At 45.0% G+C, this 18,487-nt stretch carries 14 protein-coding genes and 1 riboswitch; of the genes, 2 read left to right on the forward strand and 12 right to left on the reverse strand.

The window, feature by feature from the left end; genetic code table 11:
- Positions 1-116: 116 nt before the first annotated feature.
- Positions 117-1,004, forward strand: coding sequence for an HD-GYP domain-containing protein (locus ACQCN2_RS20285; RefSeq protein WP_426930774.1), 888 nt, complete (start codon positions 117-119; stop codon positions 1,002-1,004).
- A gap of 43 nt (positions 1,005-1,047) precedes the next feature.
- Here ACQCN2_RS20285 and ACQCN2_RS20290 read toward each other — a convergent pair whose 3' ends face one another.
- From ACQCN2_RS20290 to ACQCN2_RS20345, 12 genes are all read right to left on the reverse strand, one after another.
- Positions 1,048-1,863 (reverse strand): putative protein N(5)-glutamine methyltransferase, encoded by an 816-nt coding sequence (locus tag ACQCN2_RS20290; protein WP_426930911.1) that lies wholly within the window; start codon positions 1,861-1,863, stop codon positions 1,048-1,050.
- A 224-nt stretch (positions 1,864-2,087) separates the two neighbouring features.
- Positions 2,088-3,014, reverse strand: a complete 927-nt coding sequence (locus ACQCN2_RS20295) for a heme o synthase (RefSeq protein ID WP_426930775.1) — start codon at positions 3,012-3,014, stop codon at positions 2,088-2,090.
- 132 nt (positions 3,015-3,146) lie between these two features.
- Positions 3,147-3,467, reverse strand: coding sequence for a cytochrome o ubiquinol oxidase subunit IV (cyoD, locus tag ACQCN2_RS20300; RefSeq protein ID WP_426930776.1), 321 nt, complete (start codon positions 3,465-3,467; stop codon positions 3,147-3,149).
- Positions 3,468-4,073, reverse strand: coding sequence for a cytochrome o ubiquinol oxidase subunit III (cyoC, locus tag ACQCN2_RS20305; protein WP_426930777.1), 606 nt, complete (start codon positions 4,071-4,073; stop codon positions 3,468-3,470).
- The gene (locus ACQCN2_RS20310; protein ID WP_426930778.1) at positions 4,073-6,046 is read right to left on the reverse strand and encodes a cbb3-type cytochrome c oxidase subunit I; all 1,974 of its coding nucleotides are present in this window, start codon (positions 6,044-6,046) and stop codon (positions 4,073-4,075) included. The genes cyoC and ACQCN2_RS20310 overlap by 1 nt, the downstream gene beginning before the upstream one ends.
- A gap of 24 nt (positions 6,047-6,070) precedes the next feature.
- Positions 6,071-7,039: a ubiquinol oxidase subunit II gene (locus ACQCN2_RS20315; protein WP_426930912.1), complete on the reverse strand. Its 969-nt coding sequence runs from the start codon at positions 7,037-7,039 to the stop codon at positions 6,071-6,073.
- 451 nt (positions 7,040-7,490) lie between these two features.
- Positions 7,491-8,228, reverse strand: coding sequence for a UMP kinase (gene pyrH / locus ACQCN2_RS20320; protein ID WP_426930779.1), 738 nt, complete (start codon positions 8,226-8,228; stop codon positions 7,491-7,493).
- Positions 8,229-8,432: 204 nt separating this feature from the next.
- Positions 8,433-9,617, reverse strand: coding sequence for a pyridoxal phosphate-dependent aminotransferase (locus ACQCN2_RS20325; protein ID WP_426930780.1), 1,185 nt, complete (start codon positions 9,615-9,617; stop codon positions 8,433-8,435).
- A 345-nt stretch (positions 9,618-9,962) separates the two neighbouring features.
- Positions 9,963-10,086: riboswitch (SAM riboswitch) on the reverse strand.
- 84 nt (positions 10,087-10,170) lie between these two features.
- On the reverse strand, positions 10,171-11,406 hold the full coding sequence (locus ACQCN2_RS20330; RefSeq protein WP_426930913.1) for an efflux RND transporter periplasmic adaptor subunit: 1,236 nt from the start codon (positions 11,404-11,406) through the stop codon (positions 10,171-10,173).
- A gap of 26 nt (positions 11,407-11,432) precedes the next feature.
- Entirely contained in the window at positions 11,433-14,570 is a 3,138-nt protein-coding gene (locus ACQCN2_RS20335; RefSeq protein ID WP_426930781.1) for an efflux RND transporter permease subunit, read from the reverse strand.
- Positions 14,567-15,025 (reverse strand): MarR family winged helix-turn-helix transcriptional regulator, encoded by a 459-nt coding sequence (locus tag ACQCN2_RS20340; protein WP_426930782.1) that lies wholly within the window; start codon positions 15,023-15,025, stop codon positions 14,567-14,569. Before ACQCN2_RS20340 ends, ACQCN2_RS20335 begins: the two co-directional genes overlap by 4 nt.
- A gap of 164 nt (positions 15,026-15,189) precedes the next feature.
- Complete coding sequence (locus ACQCN2_RS20345) at positions 15,190-16,548, reverse strand: MATE family efflux transporter (protein WP_426930783.1); 1,359 nt, start codon at positions 16,546-16,548, stop codon at positions 15,190-15,192.
- 533 nt (positions 16,549-17,081) lie between these two features.
- Between ACQCN2_RS20345 and ACQCN2_RS20350 the strand changes: the two genes are divergently transcribed.
- The gene (locus tag ACQCN2_RS20350) at positions 17,082-18,482 is read left to right on the forward strand and encodes an MBOAT family O-acyltransferase (RefSeq protein WP_426930784.1); all 1,401 of its coding nucleotides are present in this window, start codon (positions 17,082-17,084) and stop codon (positions 18,480-18,482) included.
- The last annotated feature ends 5 nt before the right edge of the window (positions 18,483-18,487 follow it).

Here is an 18,487-nt window from a genome sequence, read left to right on the forward strand (position 1 = left end):
TATTTCCTTGCGTTTACTCCTGTTAAATTATCCCTCTCACCTCGACGTTACTTCTACAGCCTGATACAGCCTTTTTTGGATATAGATGGTGTTTGAACAGCTCCGGAGGGTTCATTATGACTAAATTAATCCGAAGATGGAACCTTGTCTTCTCTTCATTATTGCTTATTTTGTTCCTTTCCACTTTCGGATATGAATTTTATCTAAGTGAGAAAATGAAGCTTCTTTTGCCTGACCAGATTTCTAATTTTCAATTGATCATGATTATTAGTTCTGTCATTATTTCCGCCTTGATTTTGGGTGGCTGGTTCAGTGTGCATCTTCTGTCTCACCGCTTACATCGAGAAGAAGTGCATCATAAACAGATGTTTTTTAATACCATTCGCGCATTGAGCAAGACACTCGAGGCCAAAGATCAATATACGCACGGACACAGCGAACGAGTCGCGCTGCTTTCTCGTGAAATCGCCCGTATTCGTAGCTTCTCTGAACGCGATATTCTCCTTGTTTATCTATCTGGTCTTGTCCATGATATCGGCAAGGTAGGTATTCCCTCCGCCATTTTACATAAGACAGATCGTTTGACAGATGAAGAATACTCCATGATCAAAAAACACCCTACGCTCGGCGTGCAGATCCTGGAGAGGATTAAGGAGTTAGCTCCACTCATTCCTGGTGTTGCTTATCATCATGAGCGGTTTGACGGGAAAGGATATCCCAATGGTTTAAAAGGAGATCAAATTCCGGAGATGGCGAGAATTATGGCGGTAGCCGACGCATTTGACGCGATGACCTCAGATCGCCCTTATCGTAAAGCGATGCCAATGGAAAAAGCGATTGCTATTCTGGAAGAGAATCGCGGCACCCAATTCGACCCTACTGTGGTGGATGATTTCTTAAGTATTATTCGTGAAGAACAAGTGCTACAGGCCTTTATGAAGACAAAGGATACGGATTCCTTCCTTTACGATCTCACTCTATCCGCGGATAAAGTGGCCTTGTGAATTGTCAACCCACTAACCAGTCTAACCCCCTACGTCAAAAACGTCAGGGGGTTGGTTTCGTTCCAATAACCACAGTGGCGTCAAGCTCGTCAAAACTGATTATCTGTGAGATCAACCCGTTGCCCGAGAATAGCTCAAGGGTCATCTGTGACTGCCGCTTGCTTGTCTCAACCAGCAAGTGTCCACCCGGTGCCAGCCAAAGAGGAGCTTCTGCCACGACTCGTCTCTGCACGTCTAATCCGTCCATCCCCCCGTCGAGCGCCAGCCTCGTTTCATGTAGGCGAGCTTCAGAGGGGAGCAGTTCAATCGCCTGAGTGGGTACGTAGGGTGTATTCGCGACAATCACGTTGATACGGCCCCTCAGAGCAGTGGGGAGAGGAGTGTAGAGGTCTCCCTCGTACACTAGACCACCACCTGCGTCAGTGATGTTGCGTCGGGCGCACCGTACCGCGGCGGGATCAATGTCTGTCGCATACAATTCAACCCGTTCTATGGTTGAGGCCAGTACCGCACCCACTGCCCCTGATCCGCAACAAAGATCAACTACAACCGATCCTGGTCGAATGAGAGCGGCTGCTTGCTGGACAAGGAACTCGGTGCGATGTCGGGGGACGAAAACTCCCCGATCCACTACAATCCGCTTATCACAGAACTGTGCCCATCCAATGATGTGTTCAATAGGCAGGCCTGTGGATCGTTGCTCTATCATTCTGATGAGGTCTGTGGGCGTCAGTGCCGAGGAGATAAGAAAGCGTGCCTCATCTTCCGCGAAAACACACCCTGCCTTTCGAAGCTTACTGACGATCCTCGAAAAAAACTTATCTCCCTGAATACCATCCCCACTTACAAATGTCCCCATATCGTCATGAAGTCTCGAATCATCTGTATTTACTGAATGTTCAGTCCTATTAATTGACACTTTTCCCTCAACATCATCGTTTTCTTCAAATCCCAAAGGCGCTTTCCTTGAGTCCATATATCTCCTCTTTCACAGTGCATCTTATTTGCATCTTACTTTAGATAAGAAGGAAACACAACAGACAAAAAAGCACCAATCCCTATAGAGATTGGTGCTTTTACACTTTATAATACTGCATCGATTACCATGAACATAAACAGCACAGGCAGGTATATCAGTGAGCAGAAGAAGGTTCTCTTCGCCCAGACGAATTGATCGTCCTCTTCACGCAATACCATGTAGTTGTAAATCAGGAAGATTCCGCCCAAAATCACGGCTGACAACAAGTAGATCCAGCCGACTACACCAGTAAAGTAGAGTGAGCAGGACAAGAGCAACAATGCCCAAGCGTATCCTACCATTTGACGTTTGGTGTGACGAGGGCCTTTTACAACAGGCATCATCGGAATTCCCGCACGTGTGTAATCCTCATTTTTATACAGAGCCAATGCCCAGAAATGAGGAGGTGTCCAGAAAAAGATAATCAAAAACATCAAAACAGGTGCAATAGCTACATGACCCGTAACAGAGGCCCATCCGATCAAAACAGGCATCGCCCCTGCTCCGCCGCCAATGACAATATTTTGTGGGGTACTTCTTTTCAACCACATGGTGTAGACCACCGCGTAGTAGAGAAACCCTGCCAATGAAAGAAGCGCAGTCATCATATTGACGAAAATAGCGAGGACGGTTACCGATAGGACACCCAACGTAATTCCAAACCACAAAGCATTACGAGGCTCTACCAGCCCGGCTGGAATTGGACGATTGGATGTACGATTCATGATTGCATCAATATCTCGGTCATACCACATATTAAAAGCTGCTGATCCTCCAGAGGACAAAGCCAGCCCAATTAGCATAAATAAGGTGGTCATGATGTTGGGAATCCCCTTCTGGGCAACAAAGGCTGCACAAAGTGAGGTAAACACCAGCATCACAAGGATTCTAGGTTTGGTTAAGGTATAATACACCTTGATGGTTTGAAGCATCGAGCGCGATTCGGTCACAGTAGTATCAGCTGTATAGGAAGCAATATTTTGTTGAATCATATGAGTCTCGACACCTCCTTCTCTACAAAATAAAAAAGTTTTAACACATTCGATATCAATAAGTTAAGTATGTTAGATAAGAAAGGCTAAGTCAATAGCCTTTCTTATCTGTTTCCATTAATTCACCTTCAATTAGTGAACCATGGAGTTGAATGTCATAATCCACATAGAGCCAGCGACAATTGTAAACACAACCACAACGCCAAGAATAAGCGCCATTACGTTATATTTTGGTCCTTCTCCCTCACGAATGTGCATGAAGAAGAACAACTGAACGAGAAATTGTGCAATAGCCATCACCATACTAACTACGACGAGAGCCGTGTTAGTCATCATATGATTCAATACCATCACCAGTGGAATAATGGTGAGGATAATCGAAATGATGAAACCGACGATATACGATTTCGTTGTACCATGATCCTCATTTTTCGCTTGATTATGATGTGCCATTTACATCACCCCCATCAAGTACACAACCGTAAAGAGGAAGATCCATACGGCGTCAAGGAAGTGCCAGTACAAGCTGACAACGAATACTTTACGTTTAGTAACAGTGTTGATTCCGCGTTTTGCCAATTGGAACATCAAACCGGTAATCCAGAAGAGACCAACTGTTACGTGAAGTCCGTGAGTTCCTACCAGTGTAAAGAAGGAAGACAGGAACGCGCTTGTAGCCATCGTAGCCCCTTCATGGACCATTTTCGTAAACTCGCTGATTTCCAAACCAACGAAGCATGCACCCAGTGCTACAGTAACGATCAACCAGCCGATCATATTTTTCACTTTGCCTTTGTGCATCGCAAGTGTAGCAAGACCACTGGTAAAACTACTAGTCAAAAGGATGAATGTCTCAGCGACAAATCCTGGTACTTCAAACAATTCTTTAGGAGTTGGACCACCATTATAGTGGGTACGCAATACCATGTAGGCTGCAAACAAGCAAGCAAACAAGATACAGTCCGTTACGATGAAGATCCAGAAACCTAATACTTTCAACTGTTCATGTTCTTCATGATGGTCATGATGATCATCGTGATGAGCTACAGCCTGACTCATTATACAACCCTCCCTAGAGCAGCTTCTGTACTTTTCACTTCACTCACAGGAATGTAGTAATCCGTATCATATTGGAAGGAACGAGCGAACAAGCAACCAACTACTCCCAACAAGCCGATGATTCCCATCCAGGTCCATTCAAATGTAAATCCGAAACCGGCGATAAACCAGAACACAGACATGATGAATGGAATTCCGGAGTTTTTCGGCATGTGGATTGGTTCAAGTTTCTGACCTTCAAATACATCTTTGCCAGCTGCCATTTCTTCTTTCATATTCATCCAAGCATCTTGATCTTTAACGCGCGGAACACGCGCAAAGTTGTAAAGTGGTGCTGGGGATGGGATGGACCATTCAAGCGTACGTCCTGTACCCCATGCGTCGCCAGTCAAATCTTTTTCACCGTACTTGATGCTGTAAAGGATTTGCCATACTTGGAACAAGAATCCGACACCCATCAGGAAAGCACCCACAGTGGATACAAGGTTCAATGGAGCCCAACCCATATCCCATCCGTAGGTATACAGACGACGAGTCATACCCATGAAACCAAGTGCGTATTGTGGCATAAAGCATACATAGAAACCAATATTCCAAGTCCAGAAAGCCCATTTACCAAGGCGATCGTTTAGTTTGAAACCGAACATTTTTGGCCACCAGTAGTACAGACCAGCCAAGTAACCAAATACTACACCACCGATCAATGTTTGGTGGAAGTGGGCAATCAGGAAGTAACTGTTGTGATATTGATAGTCAGCAGGCGCAACGGCAAGCATTACCCCTGTCGCACCACCAATGACAAAGCAAGGAACGAATGCAAGTGTCCACAACATCGGTTGAGACAAGGTAATACGTCCACGGAACAAAGTGAACAACCAGTTAAATACTTTAACCCCTGTCGGAATACCAATCGCCATCGTCGTGAGTGCGAAGAAGGCGTTAACGTCTGCGCCAGCACCCATTGTAAAGAAGTGATGGGCCCAAGTGAAGTAAGAAAGAACTGAGATGATCATCATGGAGAATACCATGGATTTGTAACCAAAGATTTTTTTCTTCGCGAATGTTGCTACGACTTCGGAATAAATACCGAACGCTGGAATAACTACGATATATACCTCAGGGTGACCCCACATCCAGATAAGGTTGACGTACATCATCGGGTTACCGCCACCCAAAATGGTGAAGAAGTGAGCTCCAAAGTAACGGTCAATGAACAACAGCGCAAGAGAAATTGTCAATACAGGGAAAGCGATGATGATCATGATACAGCTAGAAAGTACAGACCAGCTGAACAAAGGCATCTTCATCAATTTCATGCCTGGTGCGCGCATTTTCAAGATCGTTACGATAAAGTTGATCCCTGTAGCCAAAGAACCGATACCGGAGATCTGAATCCCCCAAATATAGAAGTTCTGACCAGGCCCATGACTAAAGTCAAGCTCTGAAAGTGGCGGATAGCTGAGCCAACCGGCATCAGGAGAACCACCGATTACGAAAGACAAGTTAAACAGCATCGCACCCAAGAAGAATAACCAGAAGCTCACGGAATTCAAGAAAGGATACGCTACGTCACGTGCACCCAATTGAAGTGGTACAACGATGTTAAACAAACCGAACATAAATGGCATCGCCATGAACAAGATCATGATCGTACCATGTGTTGTAAAGATTTGGTTATAGTGCTCGGAATGCAAGAACTGCATATTAGGGAAAGCTAGCTGAATCCGCATGAGCAGGGCATCTACCCCACCGCGGAACAACATTAACAGAGAAGCAAGGATATACATGATCCCGATTTTTTTATGATCAACAGTTGTGATCCATTCACGCCACAGCCATCCCCATTTTTTGAAATAGGTCAAGACAAACACGATGGCAACTGAAGCAAGAACGATAGACACATCTGCGCCATAAATCATCGGATCACCAGTTACGAAAAAGGTTGATGCAAATTGTTTCAAGTTTTCTAGCATCGGTTTTTCAACTTCCTTTCGTTCTTATTGGTGGCCCATGTCCATACTTGGCATACTAGAACTGGACATTCCTGGCATATTCTCATTAGACGACCCACTGTGATCCATATTGAGTCCGTTATGATGCATATAGATACCGCCGTTTTTATTTACAACTTCATTAAACAGTCCTTCTGGGAAGGAAGAGAATGTCTGTACTTCACTAGTACCTGGTTTCACGAGATCAGCGTAACCTTCCTTCGTTAATGCTGGGGAAGATTTCTTCACATCGTCTACCCATTTCTCGAATTCTGCTTGAGGTTTGGCTACCACTTTAAATTGCATGTGGGCAAACCCTGCACCTGTAAAGTTAGCGCCTGATCCGAAGTACTCACCTGGTTTATCCGCCTGCAACCACAATCTCATGGCCATACCAGGCATGGTGTATTCTTGTCCCCCTAACTGTGGAACCCAGAAAGAGTTCATTGGCGCATCAGAAGTCAAAACAAACTGAACTGGTACACCTGCTGGAATTTCCACATAATTGACCGAAGCAACCTTCTGGTCAGGATATTGGAAAAGCCACTTCCAATCAAGTGAAGTAACCTGAATGGTAATCGGTTTGTTATCGCTTACAGGAGGTTTCGTTAATGCAAACGTATCTCTTACCGTAAAGTAACCAAGAACACCGATGATCACGATCGGAATTCCCCACCAAATGATCTCAAGCGTTTTGCTGTCATGCCAATTAGGTTGGTAAGGAGCCGTGTTTCCTGGTTTGTCCCGATAACGCCATACGATATACACTAGAAGAGCTAAAACAGGAATGACTACAATGGCACACAAAATAACAGAAATGATGATCAAATTAAGCTCAGTTTGTGCAACCGGCCCTTTAGGATTGAGAACGATATACTGCGAGTTATCACAACCAGCCAGTATTACGGTCGCCAAGATCCCCATGAAAAGCAGTTTTACTCGGTTAAGCAACTTTGTTTTCCCCAACTCTTTCATCTCCTCTTCTACACATGCCACTTCTAACAAATTAGGGACTTTTGACAGCAGCGGACTTAGGTGTGTTTGGTGAGTTCCTTGCATTATTTTGGAACTAGTTCAGCCTTAAACTAATTCCTCCATATTCAGCTTTTTTATAATACCAAATATAGAAATGATTTTTGTCACAGCTGACGAAAATTCGACAATTTGTCACATTTGAAAAACATTTATTTACAAAGATTCATAATTTCTCCTACTTTTATGTTAGTAGATACATTGCTTTTTGTTCAAATTTGTGTATATAGTCGTCATTTCTCAAAAAAATTCACATATTTTTACAAAAAAATAGGAAGGAAGACACAAATGAAACAACTCACGGTGGCCAATCAAAGCAAATGATGGACAAAAGAAAAAAGGGATTCCTTCAAACGGGAATCCCTTTTTTCTTGGTATGTTATGTTATGTTTTGTTATGATTCGAGTTGCAATTCGGACGTCTCGCTTATGATGGTCCCGATATCTGTTCCCTGGCAAATTTCCTTCATACTGCCCGCCTTATCGAAGTTGAATACATGAATGGGAATCTGATAGTCACGCGCAAGGATAAAGGCAGATTGATCCATTACTTTTAAATCACGGTGGATCACGTCGTTATAGTGCAGAGACTTATATTTTCGAGCGTTCTCGTTGTATTTCGGATCTTCGTTGAATACGCCGTCGACACCGTGTTTGGCTACGAAGATGGCATCACAATTCACCTCAATCGCTCGTTGCACAGAAGGGTAATCCGTGGTGACAAACGGCTGCCCATTCCCTCCGGCAAAAATGACGATATATCCCTTCTCAAGATGATGGATCGCTTTTAAGCGGATATAGGGTTCCGCAACCGATGAAATCGGGATGGCGGTCATGACGCGAACTTCATTGCTTGTTTTTGCCTTTAATACCCCTCTTAGCATCAGGCTGTTGATTACCGTCGCCAAGGTTCCGATGTTATCTGCCTCCGCCCGTTCAATTCCCCAGCTCTCTCCCATATTGCCGCGAAAAATATTGCCGCCGCCAATCACGAGACAGACCTCAACACCCAAACCCACCACCGTCATAATCTCATTGGCAATGTGCTCCAATCGCTCCGGGTCAAATCCGAATTCATGCGCACCGGCCACAGCACCACCGCTTAGTTTAATCAGAACGCGTTTGTACCTCATCCTATCCCTCCATTATCGCCCCAAAAAATAAAAACACTAAAGCATCTCGCTCTAGTGTTTCAACCGAAAAGGGAAAGGAAATAGAAATGAAAATGTTTCGGATTGATCCAGCTCATTCTCATTCCGCTATCCCCCTTCCCTTTATTTTTCTCTTATTATTTTATCTGTGGCTATTTCCAATTTCAATGAAAACTTCCTGATTTTTCACAATTGTTCGGTTGTGAACAATCCCAGCCTGGCAATTCGCTTTGCTGCTTCACGCAGTCTCTCTTCTGGAGATAACAAGGCGACTCGAACATATCCTTCACCCGTTGGGCCAAAGCCCACTCCCGGCGCTACAACTACGTGCGCTTGTTCCAAGAGAAGATCGGCAAACTCAATGGAACCAAGTCCATTCGGAACTGGCAGCCAGGCGAAGAATGAACCTTGGGATGGAGCGGCTTGCCAGCCAATCTCCTGCAATCCTCCAAACAGCGCGTTACGTCGGCTTTCATATACGGCCACCAGATCACGTACACAAGCCTGCGAGTCAGTTAAAGCGCGAACAGCAGCCATTTGAACGGCTCCAAACAAGCTGACAAAATAATGGTCCTGAATAAGGTTAATGAGACGCACCAGTTCTTTATTGCCCACCATCGCTCCTACCCTCCAGCCGGCCATGTTGTAGGTTTTGGACAAGGTGTAGAATTCAACCCCCACCTCTTTGGCGCCGGGGGCTTGCAGGAAACTGACGGGTTTCTTGCCATCAAAACTGATGGCTCCGTAGGCAAAATCATGGCAGACGACAATTTCATTCTTACGCGCGAATTGTATGGTTTCTTCAAAAAATTCAATCGGCGCATTGACCGCAGTCGGATTGTTAGGATAGTTAAGAAACATCAGCTTCGCCTTATTCACGTCTTCTTGCGACAGCTTGCTATAGTCAGGCAGGAAGTTGTTTTCCTTACGAAGAGGCATCATCGCCATTCGAGCTTGGGCAATCGCTACGCCAGACCAGTAGTCAGGATAGCCCGGATCAGGAACCAGCGCAACGTCTCCCGGATTTAAGAGCACCTGACAAATCTCAACCAGTCCTGTTTTGCTGCCGAACAGGATCGCCACTTCCTCTTCTGGATCAAGATCAACGTCAAACTCCTGTTTATACCAGTGAGCAATGGCTTGCTTTAATTCGATGCGCCCTTGAAACGGCGGATACTTGTGATGGAGCGGGTCGGCTACCTGCCTTTGCAATTCTTCGACTATATGGGGTGGAGTCGGCAAATCTGGATTCCCTTGACCCAGGTTAATGATGTCGTAGCCCTTGGCCAACTGCTTATTGACCTTGGCTACTAATGTGGAGAAAAATTGGGTCGGTAATTGTTCCATAATGTGTGCAGGTTGAATTCGCATGTACCTCTTTCCTTTCCTGAGCCGTTCGACTAAGAAAAGACTTCGTCCCTTTTCGCTCTGTGGAAGTTCGCAATGAAGTTGGAAAGTCCGCTCTCTCAATCCGAAAGGGAGTCGCCAAACGCTTCGCGCCCCTACGGGGTTGGGTGGCGACTCTTTTCCCTTTCTCCTTTCCTTCGCTAAGCTTCACTTCCAAGGAGGCTGCAAGCGGACGAAATCTTTTCTTGATAGGCTTGCGCGAATGGATAAGTTTAATTACTTTACCACTGTAAAGCAATTAAACTTTCCAATTTAATAAAAAATAAAAACCCCCTTCAGCGGAGAAGGGGGTACGTGTCTGTTATTCACGCCTTATCTCCCAGGAATTGCTCCTGCTGGAATTGGCACAGATGTGTTCACGATTGATGGAATCGCGTACAACATCCGCTGCCGGGCTTCATCGGGCCAGTCCCTCCGCCTCTCTGGATAAGTGAGTTTTCCTATTCATTTTGTATGTTTATACTAGCGAGCCGAGTGACTTGTTGTCAAGGAGGCTTACTGCTTTATTCTTTATTCTTTATTCTTGTTTCTGGATTTTTACCTTACCGCCGTCTTTTAACAATGTCTGGCCTTTGACAACAACGGTAGCCCCTTCTTTCACACCGGTAAGGATCTCAACTTCATCGCTGCTTCCTTGTCCGACGGTTACTTCCACCTGTTTGGCTACGTTGTTCTCAATCACATACACATAAGATTTGCCTTCCCGTTCAAAAATTGCTTTGCGGGAAACCAATGGTACTTTCTTTTGCCCAGTCGAATCGAAGTTAAACTTCACATTCACGACCATATCGGACTTTAATTCGTTGGAAGGATTCGGGATGGAGATTTCAGTCGGATAAGCTTTCAATTGCGGATCCATCACCGGGCTCACAGCAGTTACTTTGGCATCCAGCACCTTTGCCAACGCGCTTACTTCCACTTTTACACCTGTGCCAACCTTGACCTTGGTTATATCGTTTTCGGATATATTCGCCTTAACAACAAGTGGATTTGTATTCACGAGCGTGATCACAGGTGCTTGCGGGGAAGCAAATTGTCCAACCTCTCCGTTTACACTGGAGATATATCCGCTGAAAGGAGCAGTAACGACTGCATTGGCCAATTGTGTTCTGGCGTTTTGCAAACTAACCGCAGCCTGCTTCACAGATGCCTCGGATACTTGCACACCGCCCATCTGTTGTGCCGTCGACAAGCTCATCTTCGCATTGTCATAAGCGGTTTGGGCATTCGTCAACTGTGAATTGGCTTGTTCCATTTGTTGTGAAGAAACCGCTCCTTGATTAAACAAATTCTGCATGCGCTGCTGGTTCACTTGGGCATCTTTTAAGGCTTGCTCGGACTGCTTCAATCCATTTTTCGCTTGTTCGAGCCCACTATTTGAGTTGCTGCCAGATTGTCTTAGGCCAGCTTGGGCAACCTGCAGGGCAGCTTCTGCTTGTCGTACGCCATTTTCCAGGTCGGCTTCATCCAAATGGAATAACACCGCACCTTTTCCTACATATTGACCTAATTTGACTGGCAATGAAGTAATCTTCCCAGTTACTTTCGGGCTGATATTCACTTCCTGACTAGGTGCAAGCTTGGCAGTCAGTCCTGCATCCAAGGAAACCGAACCATTTTTCACAAGCTCAACTTGTACTGGGGTAATTCTTTCTACAGCTGTGGTCGTTGCCTCTGGTGCTTTTTGCGAGCAGGCAGTTAAGAGAAGTACCGTCGATAACGCCAGTATGAAGTGTTGTTTTTTCACTTTTATACTCTCCCTCCGTTTACTTAAGACGCCTAGGATTCCAGGGTAGGCATATTCTTTTGCTGCTTTTTCAACATCTTCTTCTCTCTTCTTTTCTCCTTTTTGGCTCGACGCTTGATCCCTAAATCATTGAACCAGGAATACACAATGGGGACCAGAATCAGCGTAACCAATGTAGATAAGCTCAAGCCGAAGATAACTGTTACACCCATTGGCTTCTGGAATTCAGTACCTGATCCGGTCGCAAACGCAAGCGGACCAATGGATAAAATGGTCGTGAGCGTAGTCATCAGAATCGGACGCAAACGGATAGGACCTGCCATCAGAATGGCTTCTTTGGCATCATGACCTTTTTTCCGCAACTGATTCACGTAGTCAATCAATACGATCGAGTTGTTCATAACCAGACCGACCAGAAGGATATACCCGATTAGAACTGATACACTCAGGGTAGTTCCCGTTACCGCTAGACCAATCAGGACACCTGGAAGTGTCGGTGGCAAGGCAAACATGATAATAAACGGACTAAAGAAGGATTCAAACTGCGACGCCATTACCATATAAACCAGAATAATCGCCAACAGAATGGCAACACCTAGACTCGTGAAGGATTCGACCATGTCTTTGCTTTGTCCGCCGTACTTCAGCAGATAGCCGTCTGGAAGGTTTAATTGATCCAGTTTTGTCTTGATTTCCTTCATCACGGCGTTAAGATCTCGTCCGTTCAAATCTGCTGTGATTTTCACTTGTCGGGACTGATCTTCACGGTTGATGGCAATTGGAACATCTACCTTTTTAATGGTTGCCACTGAAGAAAGAGCGATCTGTGCTCCTCCTTGACCAGAAATACGGAGATTGTTCAAATAGTTTACATCTTCTCTATAGATCTCTGGAAGCTTAATGTCAATATCGATCTCATCATCACCCGTACGATACTTGGTTACCGTCTGGCCATTAAATGCCGTGCGGACGGCTGAGATGATTTGTCCGGTCGTCAAACCATTCAGGCTGGCTTTTTCCGGATCGACCGATACCTCGTACTCTTGCTTGGTATCCTCGAGGCTGTTTATCACGTTGGTGGTTCCTTTTACACTCTTAACCTCTTCTTTCATGATCGAGCCGATTTCTTTCAATACGTCAAGATCATCTCCAGAAAGCGTTACTTCTACCGGGGAGCCTGTTGAGAATCCAGAGGTAGCACCAACCGTAATCTCAGCTCCAGCAATGTCTGCCAGTTTGGTACGAAGATCTTGTGCAATCTGATCACTTGAACGAGTACGGTTCTGTACATCGGTCAGGAGGACGAACATCGACGCTTTGTTCGATGCTGCAGTGGAAGCCATCTGATTGACGTTACTGCCAACAATCGTTACCATGTATTTCAATTCAGGAATCTTGGAAACCACACTTTCTACTTGCTTCGTTACTTTATCAGTCTCTTGAACGACTGTACCGTTAGGCATTTTAATTGAGACTTGAAGCTGCCCTTGGTCACTTGCTGGGAAAAACTCTGCACCGATCATCGGAGTCAAAGCAAACGAACCGACAATCATCGCGAGCGTAATGACAAGAACTGATTTACGGTGTCCCAGCGACCACTTCAGTAATCGGCGGTAGCCATTTTCCAATTTTTTAAACCCGATATTAAACCAAACAACCGGATTTTTCCCACGATATCCTACGTTTTCATGATGATCCGGGACTTTTTTCAACATGCGCGAGCTTAACATCGGTACTAACATAATGGAGAATATCAATGCCGCGATGTGTGAATACACAACCGTCAACGCGAGTGGCCCAAACAATTCAGAAGCAATCCCTTGCGTAAGGGCAATCGGTGCAAAAACACAGATTTGTGCAAATGCAGAAGCCATTACCGCCGTACCTACTTCTTTGGAACCATCAAACGCAGCTTGCAACATGCTTTTTCCTTGTTCCCGCTGCCGGAAGATGTTTTCCAGAATTACGACGGAAAAGTCTACCAATGAGCCTAAGCCGAGGGTTAATCCGGACAGCGAAATCAGGTTAATGGTTTGCCCCGTCATATACATCAGTACGAATGTGGCCAAAACCGAGACGGGAAGTACAATACTTGCAATAATCATGGAAGAAAAGCTTCCCAAGAAGAAGAACAGCATCAAGATCCCGAACAAACCACCCAAAAGCGCATGTTCAGCCGTCGTATAAATGGAATCCTTGATATAGATAGAGGTATCAATTGCCTCTGTCAGCTTCACATTGGCAGGAAGCTGTTCCTGGATATTTTTGACTTCTTCTTTAACTGCATCAGCCACTTCGATTGTATTGCCACCAGATGCCTTGGTAACCGTGAGGAAGACGCCCTCTTCTCCATTCAGATAGTTCTTGGCCGATACCTCTTTCAATGTATCTTCAACCTTGGCGACATCTTGCAGTCGAATGGAGGCTTTTCCTACAGGAATCGGAGTCAGACCGATTTTGCTGACGTCGGAGAACTCCCCTTCGACTCGGATGTTCATTTTTTCGTCGCCTTCACGAACTGCCCCAGCAGATGCTGACAGGTTGTTGCTGCTGATTGCTTGCTGGACTTGCTCAATTGTCAGGCCGTACGCAGCGAGTTTGGCTGGATCAATAGTAACGTTCACTACTCGATCTCGTCCGCCCTCTACACCTACAGCGGCAACGCCATCAATTCTCTCCAGGCGGGATTGAATCAAATTATCCGCCAAGTCTTTCAATTTGTTGACTTCTGCTTTACCGGTTAATGAATAGTACATAATCGGCTGGCTATTCGGGTCAAATCGCATAACCTTAGGTGAGCCGGCATCATCCGGAAGGGTTCCCTTGATCTGATCTACCTTTTCCCGCAGGTTCAAGGAAGCTTGGTCTAGGTTCGTCCCCCAGTTAAACTTGATAATAACCTGTGACGCTCCCTGCATAGAGACAGAGGAAATGCTGTCAATGTCGGAAACAGTACCAACGGCACTCTCGATTGGTTTCGTAACCAGTTTTTCAACCTCACTTGGTGATGCGCCATTATAAGAGGTTACAACCACCGCAACCGGGAATTTCAGATCAGGCATCAAGTCAATGGCCAGACGTGGTAAGGTGACGAAACTAAAGACTATTAATGCGAGTGTCAACATGATGACTGTTACGGGGCGTTTAATTGAAAATCCCGACAAATTCATCTTTTCTCACTACCTCTCTCGCTAAGCGCGGTTCGTTTCTTCTCTAGATAAGTACTGATCAGTTCTAATGAGTGGTTGACTTGCTCCAACTCTGAAGGTTTGATCCCTTCAAAAATTTCTGGAAAATAATTTTTCTCCATAAACGGTAACCGCTCTTCGAATTTCGGTAGATTGTCTATGCAGGATACCCAAACCACTCGGCGGTCCTTCTCGTCTCTGTTCCGCTGTACCAAACCGTCTCTTTCCAAACGATCTACAATACCTGAAACAGTACTGTAAGACAAATCCATCGCTCTGCTGATATCTCCGATTGTTTTGGGTGCCACTTTGATTTGCTCCAAAACGAGAATCTGTGGTCGGGTAATGCCGGATTTGACGAGTTCCTCGGTAATGATGTCAATGAATAATTGATTTGTTTTGAATATTAGCTCCCGAAGTAGCTCAAATCCCTCCATGTATTCACCCCCCCATTTAACTACGAAATAATTACTGTAAAAATTTCGGGCACCGAAACAAAAAATTTCGTACCTCGAAATAGTATCACAGCTAATATTTCGCTTCAAGGAATAATTACATAAAGTGAATTTGCTGCCAGAATTGGATGGGAACGCAAGATTTCTTACCCAACGAGACGCGTAATCTGCTTCTTCTTCCAAGCCCATTGATAGTACACATATTGGAAAATCAAAACAACCAGAAAAGCCGCGGGATACCCCACCCAGATTCCTTTAATTCCAAGTTCCGTGAAGGTTGAAAGATAATACGCCAGCGGTACTTCAACTAACCAGATGGAGAGTCCATTGATCAAAGTTGGCCATAATACCGTTCCACTCGCCCGCATCAAGGCAGAGATGATCTGTGCATGACCAAGTGCAAGATAACTCCAAAGCGTAATCATCAAAAGACTGTGGGCCATCTCCAGTGTGCTTGTGCTGGTCAAGAACCAGGACAGAATATTCTCTCCGAACAAATACACGGCGAACACCAATACCCCACCGATCACGTAGTTCAAGACGACGCCCGCTCGGAAGACTTCCTTCAATCGATCCAGCTGACCTGCGCCGATCGATTGTGCAGCAAATATCGAAACGGCCATACTCAGGCTCATGGCGGGCATTTGAATGTAGCTAACGACTTGGTTGACTGCCCCATACGCTGCCGTTGCTTCCGAACCATAACGATTGACGAAGGTGATCACGGCAATTTCCGAAAGGGAGACGAGAATCATCCCGATACTTGAGGGAATACCAAGACGTAACAGTAATTTTAACAATTGCCCATCCAATCGCAGATGCCTTCTGATGGAAGCGTCAAACTGGAGTGGATGCTTCTTTTTCCTTAAATACAGCAACATTAGAACGAGAGTTAAGAGCATAGAAATGACGGATGCATACGCAGCTCCAAAAACACCAAGCTTAGGCAGGCCCATCCAGCCGAAGATGAGAAGCGGCAATAACGCTACATTCAATACTGTGCTGATCATGAGAAAATTAGAGGGTGTCTTGGAGTCTCCGATTCCTCGCATAAATGTCGTATAAACAAAAAGCAGAAACATAATAGGAGTAGACAAAAACAGAATTCGTCCATAAAGAACCGTGTCCGCCATAATATTGTCCGGGATCCCAAGCAGACGCATAAGGTCCCATGTAAAGATGCTGCTGATCACGGCCAATCCGAGGCCAAGATAAAAAGTAAAGCTCAGCGAGGTCCCTACAATGGCCTTGACCCGTTCAGTATTTTGCGCACCATGTGCTTGACCAATCAGAATCGAGCTCCCTGCTCCTATCCCCATGGCAAATGCCACCAAGAGAAAAAACAACGGGAAGAATGACGAAATGACAGCGAGCGCATTCACTCCGATCGAGCGGCCAACGATAATACTTCCGATTAACTGGCCAATCGATTGAAGTGCATTGCTTAGAATTAAGGGCACAAGAAACATCAGCATGGAGCGCCAAATTGGTTTAGGCGTTGTCATGATTCACTTCTCCTTTTCACATTAAATTCTCCATCTTCACAAACCACAAATATTATAGTTTATGTTTAATTTAAACAAATATATATATTGTTTATATTTTTGTCAAAATATTTTTTCGCTTACATGTGGGTATTTTTTTGTTTGGAGAGATGGGTTGTTAGTGAGACAGGTACCATGAGGGGTTCACGGACTCTTCTAACAAGTTACAGGAGGAGTGAATCGGTGTTAATTGGCAAAATCATTATAATCATTCTCGGAATATCCAGGGTTCAAGGTGGCATTGTCCGGATCTTCTGAATTTTTTTGGAGGGGCGGTTTGATATTCAGCTTGGTCTAATTACGAACGGATTGGGAGAATTTCAAATGTGGACGATTCAGTCTCTCAAGTTCGAAGGTTATTTCGATTGCACACTGATATCGGAATGGGAAGGGATCAAGAAACGTTGACGCTTCAAGCATTGGACGTTTATAGTTAGAAGGTATACTCGCATGATTTGACAAAATTCTACTTTTTTTGAGGGGTTGCGCTATTCGTGCTATTTAATTCGTACGAGTTTATTTTTTTATTTTTACCAATATCTTTTCTTGGTTATTTCCTATTAAATAAACTTCGATTCAGTTCCCTGGCAATTGGCTGGTTGGCGCTTTGTTCTCTATTCTTCTATAGCTGGTGGAATATCGCTAATCTTCCATTAATGCTCGCTAGTATCCTGTTCAACTATCTGGTTGGAACCCAATTAACGAAGCGGCATGGACGTACAGGAAACCGATGGCTCCTTATTTTTGGCGTCACCTGCAATCTTGCTTTACTTGGTTTCTACAAGTATTCTAATTTCTTTCTTACCAATTTGAATGAAGCGTTCGGCACGCATTTATCTCTCTTGCATCTAGTGCTTCCGCTCGGGATCAGTTTCTTTACTTTTACTCAGATCGCTTATCTCGTGGATGCCTATCGCGGGGAAGTAAAAGAATACAATCTGGTCAACTATATGTTGTTCGTCACATTCTTTCCCCATCTGATAGCTGGGCCCATCCTGCATCACAAAGAAATGATGCCGCAATTCGCTTCCATTCGGACCAAAGTGTTGAATTGGAACAATATCTCACGAGGCTTGCTCCTTTTTGCCATTGGCCTCGGCAAGAAGGTTCTAATTGCCGACTCCCTGGCAGGCTGGGCGAATCCAGGGTTTCAGGCGACTAGTCTCAGTTTGGTTGAGGCTTGGTCTACCGCATTAAGCTATACGTTCCAGCTGTATTTTGATTTTAGTGGATATACGGATATGGCAATCGGGATCGCTTTGCTATTTAACATTCGACTCCCGCAAAATTTTAACTCGCCTTACAAATCTGATTCCATCATTGATTTCTGGCGTCGCTGGCACATGACCTTGTCTCGCTTTTTGCGGGATTACCTGTATATCTCCTTGGGCGGGAATCGGAAAGGACAATTCCGCCGTCATCTGAATCTCCTGATTACGATGATACTTGGGGGGCTTTGGCACGGAGCTGCTTGGACATTTGTTGTATGGGGCTTTATGCATGGAGTGGCTTTGGTGGTCAATCACTTCTGGCGTTCATTGGGCTTCAAGATGCACTGGATACTGGGACGTATTTTTACCTTCCTATTCGTGGTCGTCGCTTGGGTCTTTTTCCGAGCGGATAGTTTCCAACAAGCCCTGATCATTCTAAAAGGCATGGTAAACTTCAGACATATCGGCTTGTCCGCCGGAATCACGCCCGCACTCCCAGCGGGAACGAATGAAATTATTGTGCTTGCCATCCTATATCTGTTTGTAAGCACTTGGAAAAACAGTATCGAATGGGATCGAGAATTTACTCCTAATTGGAAGTGGGGCATTATTGTTCCTTTGCTTCTGGTTGCTGGTATCTTTGGCTTGAACCGTGTGTCTGAATTCTTGTATTTCCAATTCTAACGGAG

The organism is Brevibacillus ginsengisoli (assembly GCF_050113715.1).
In the GTDB taxonomy this organism is placed as follows: Bacteria; Bacillota; Bacilli; order Brevibacillales; family Brevibacillaceae; genus Brevibacillus_H; species Brevibacillus_H ginsengisoli.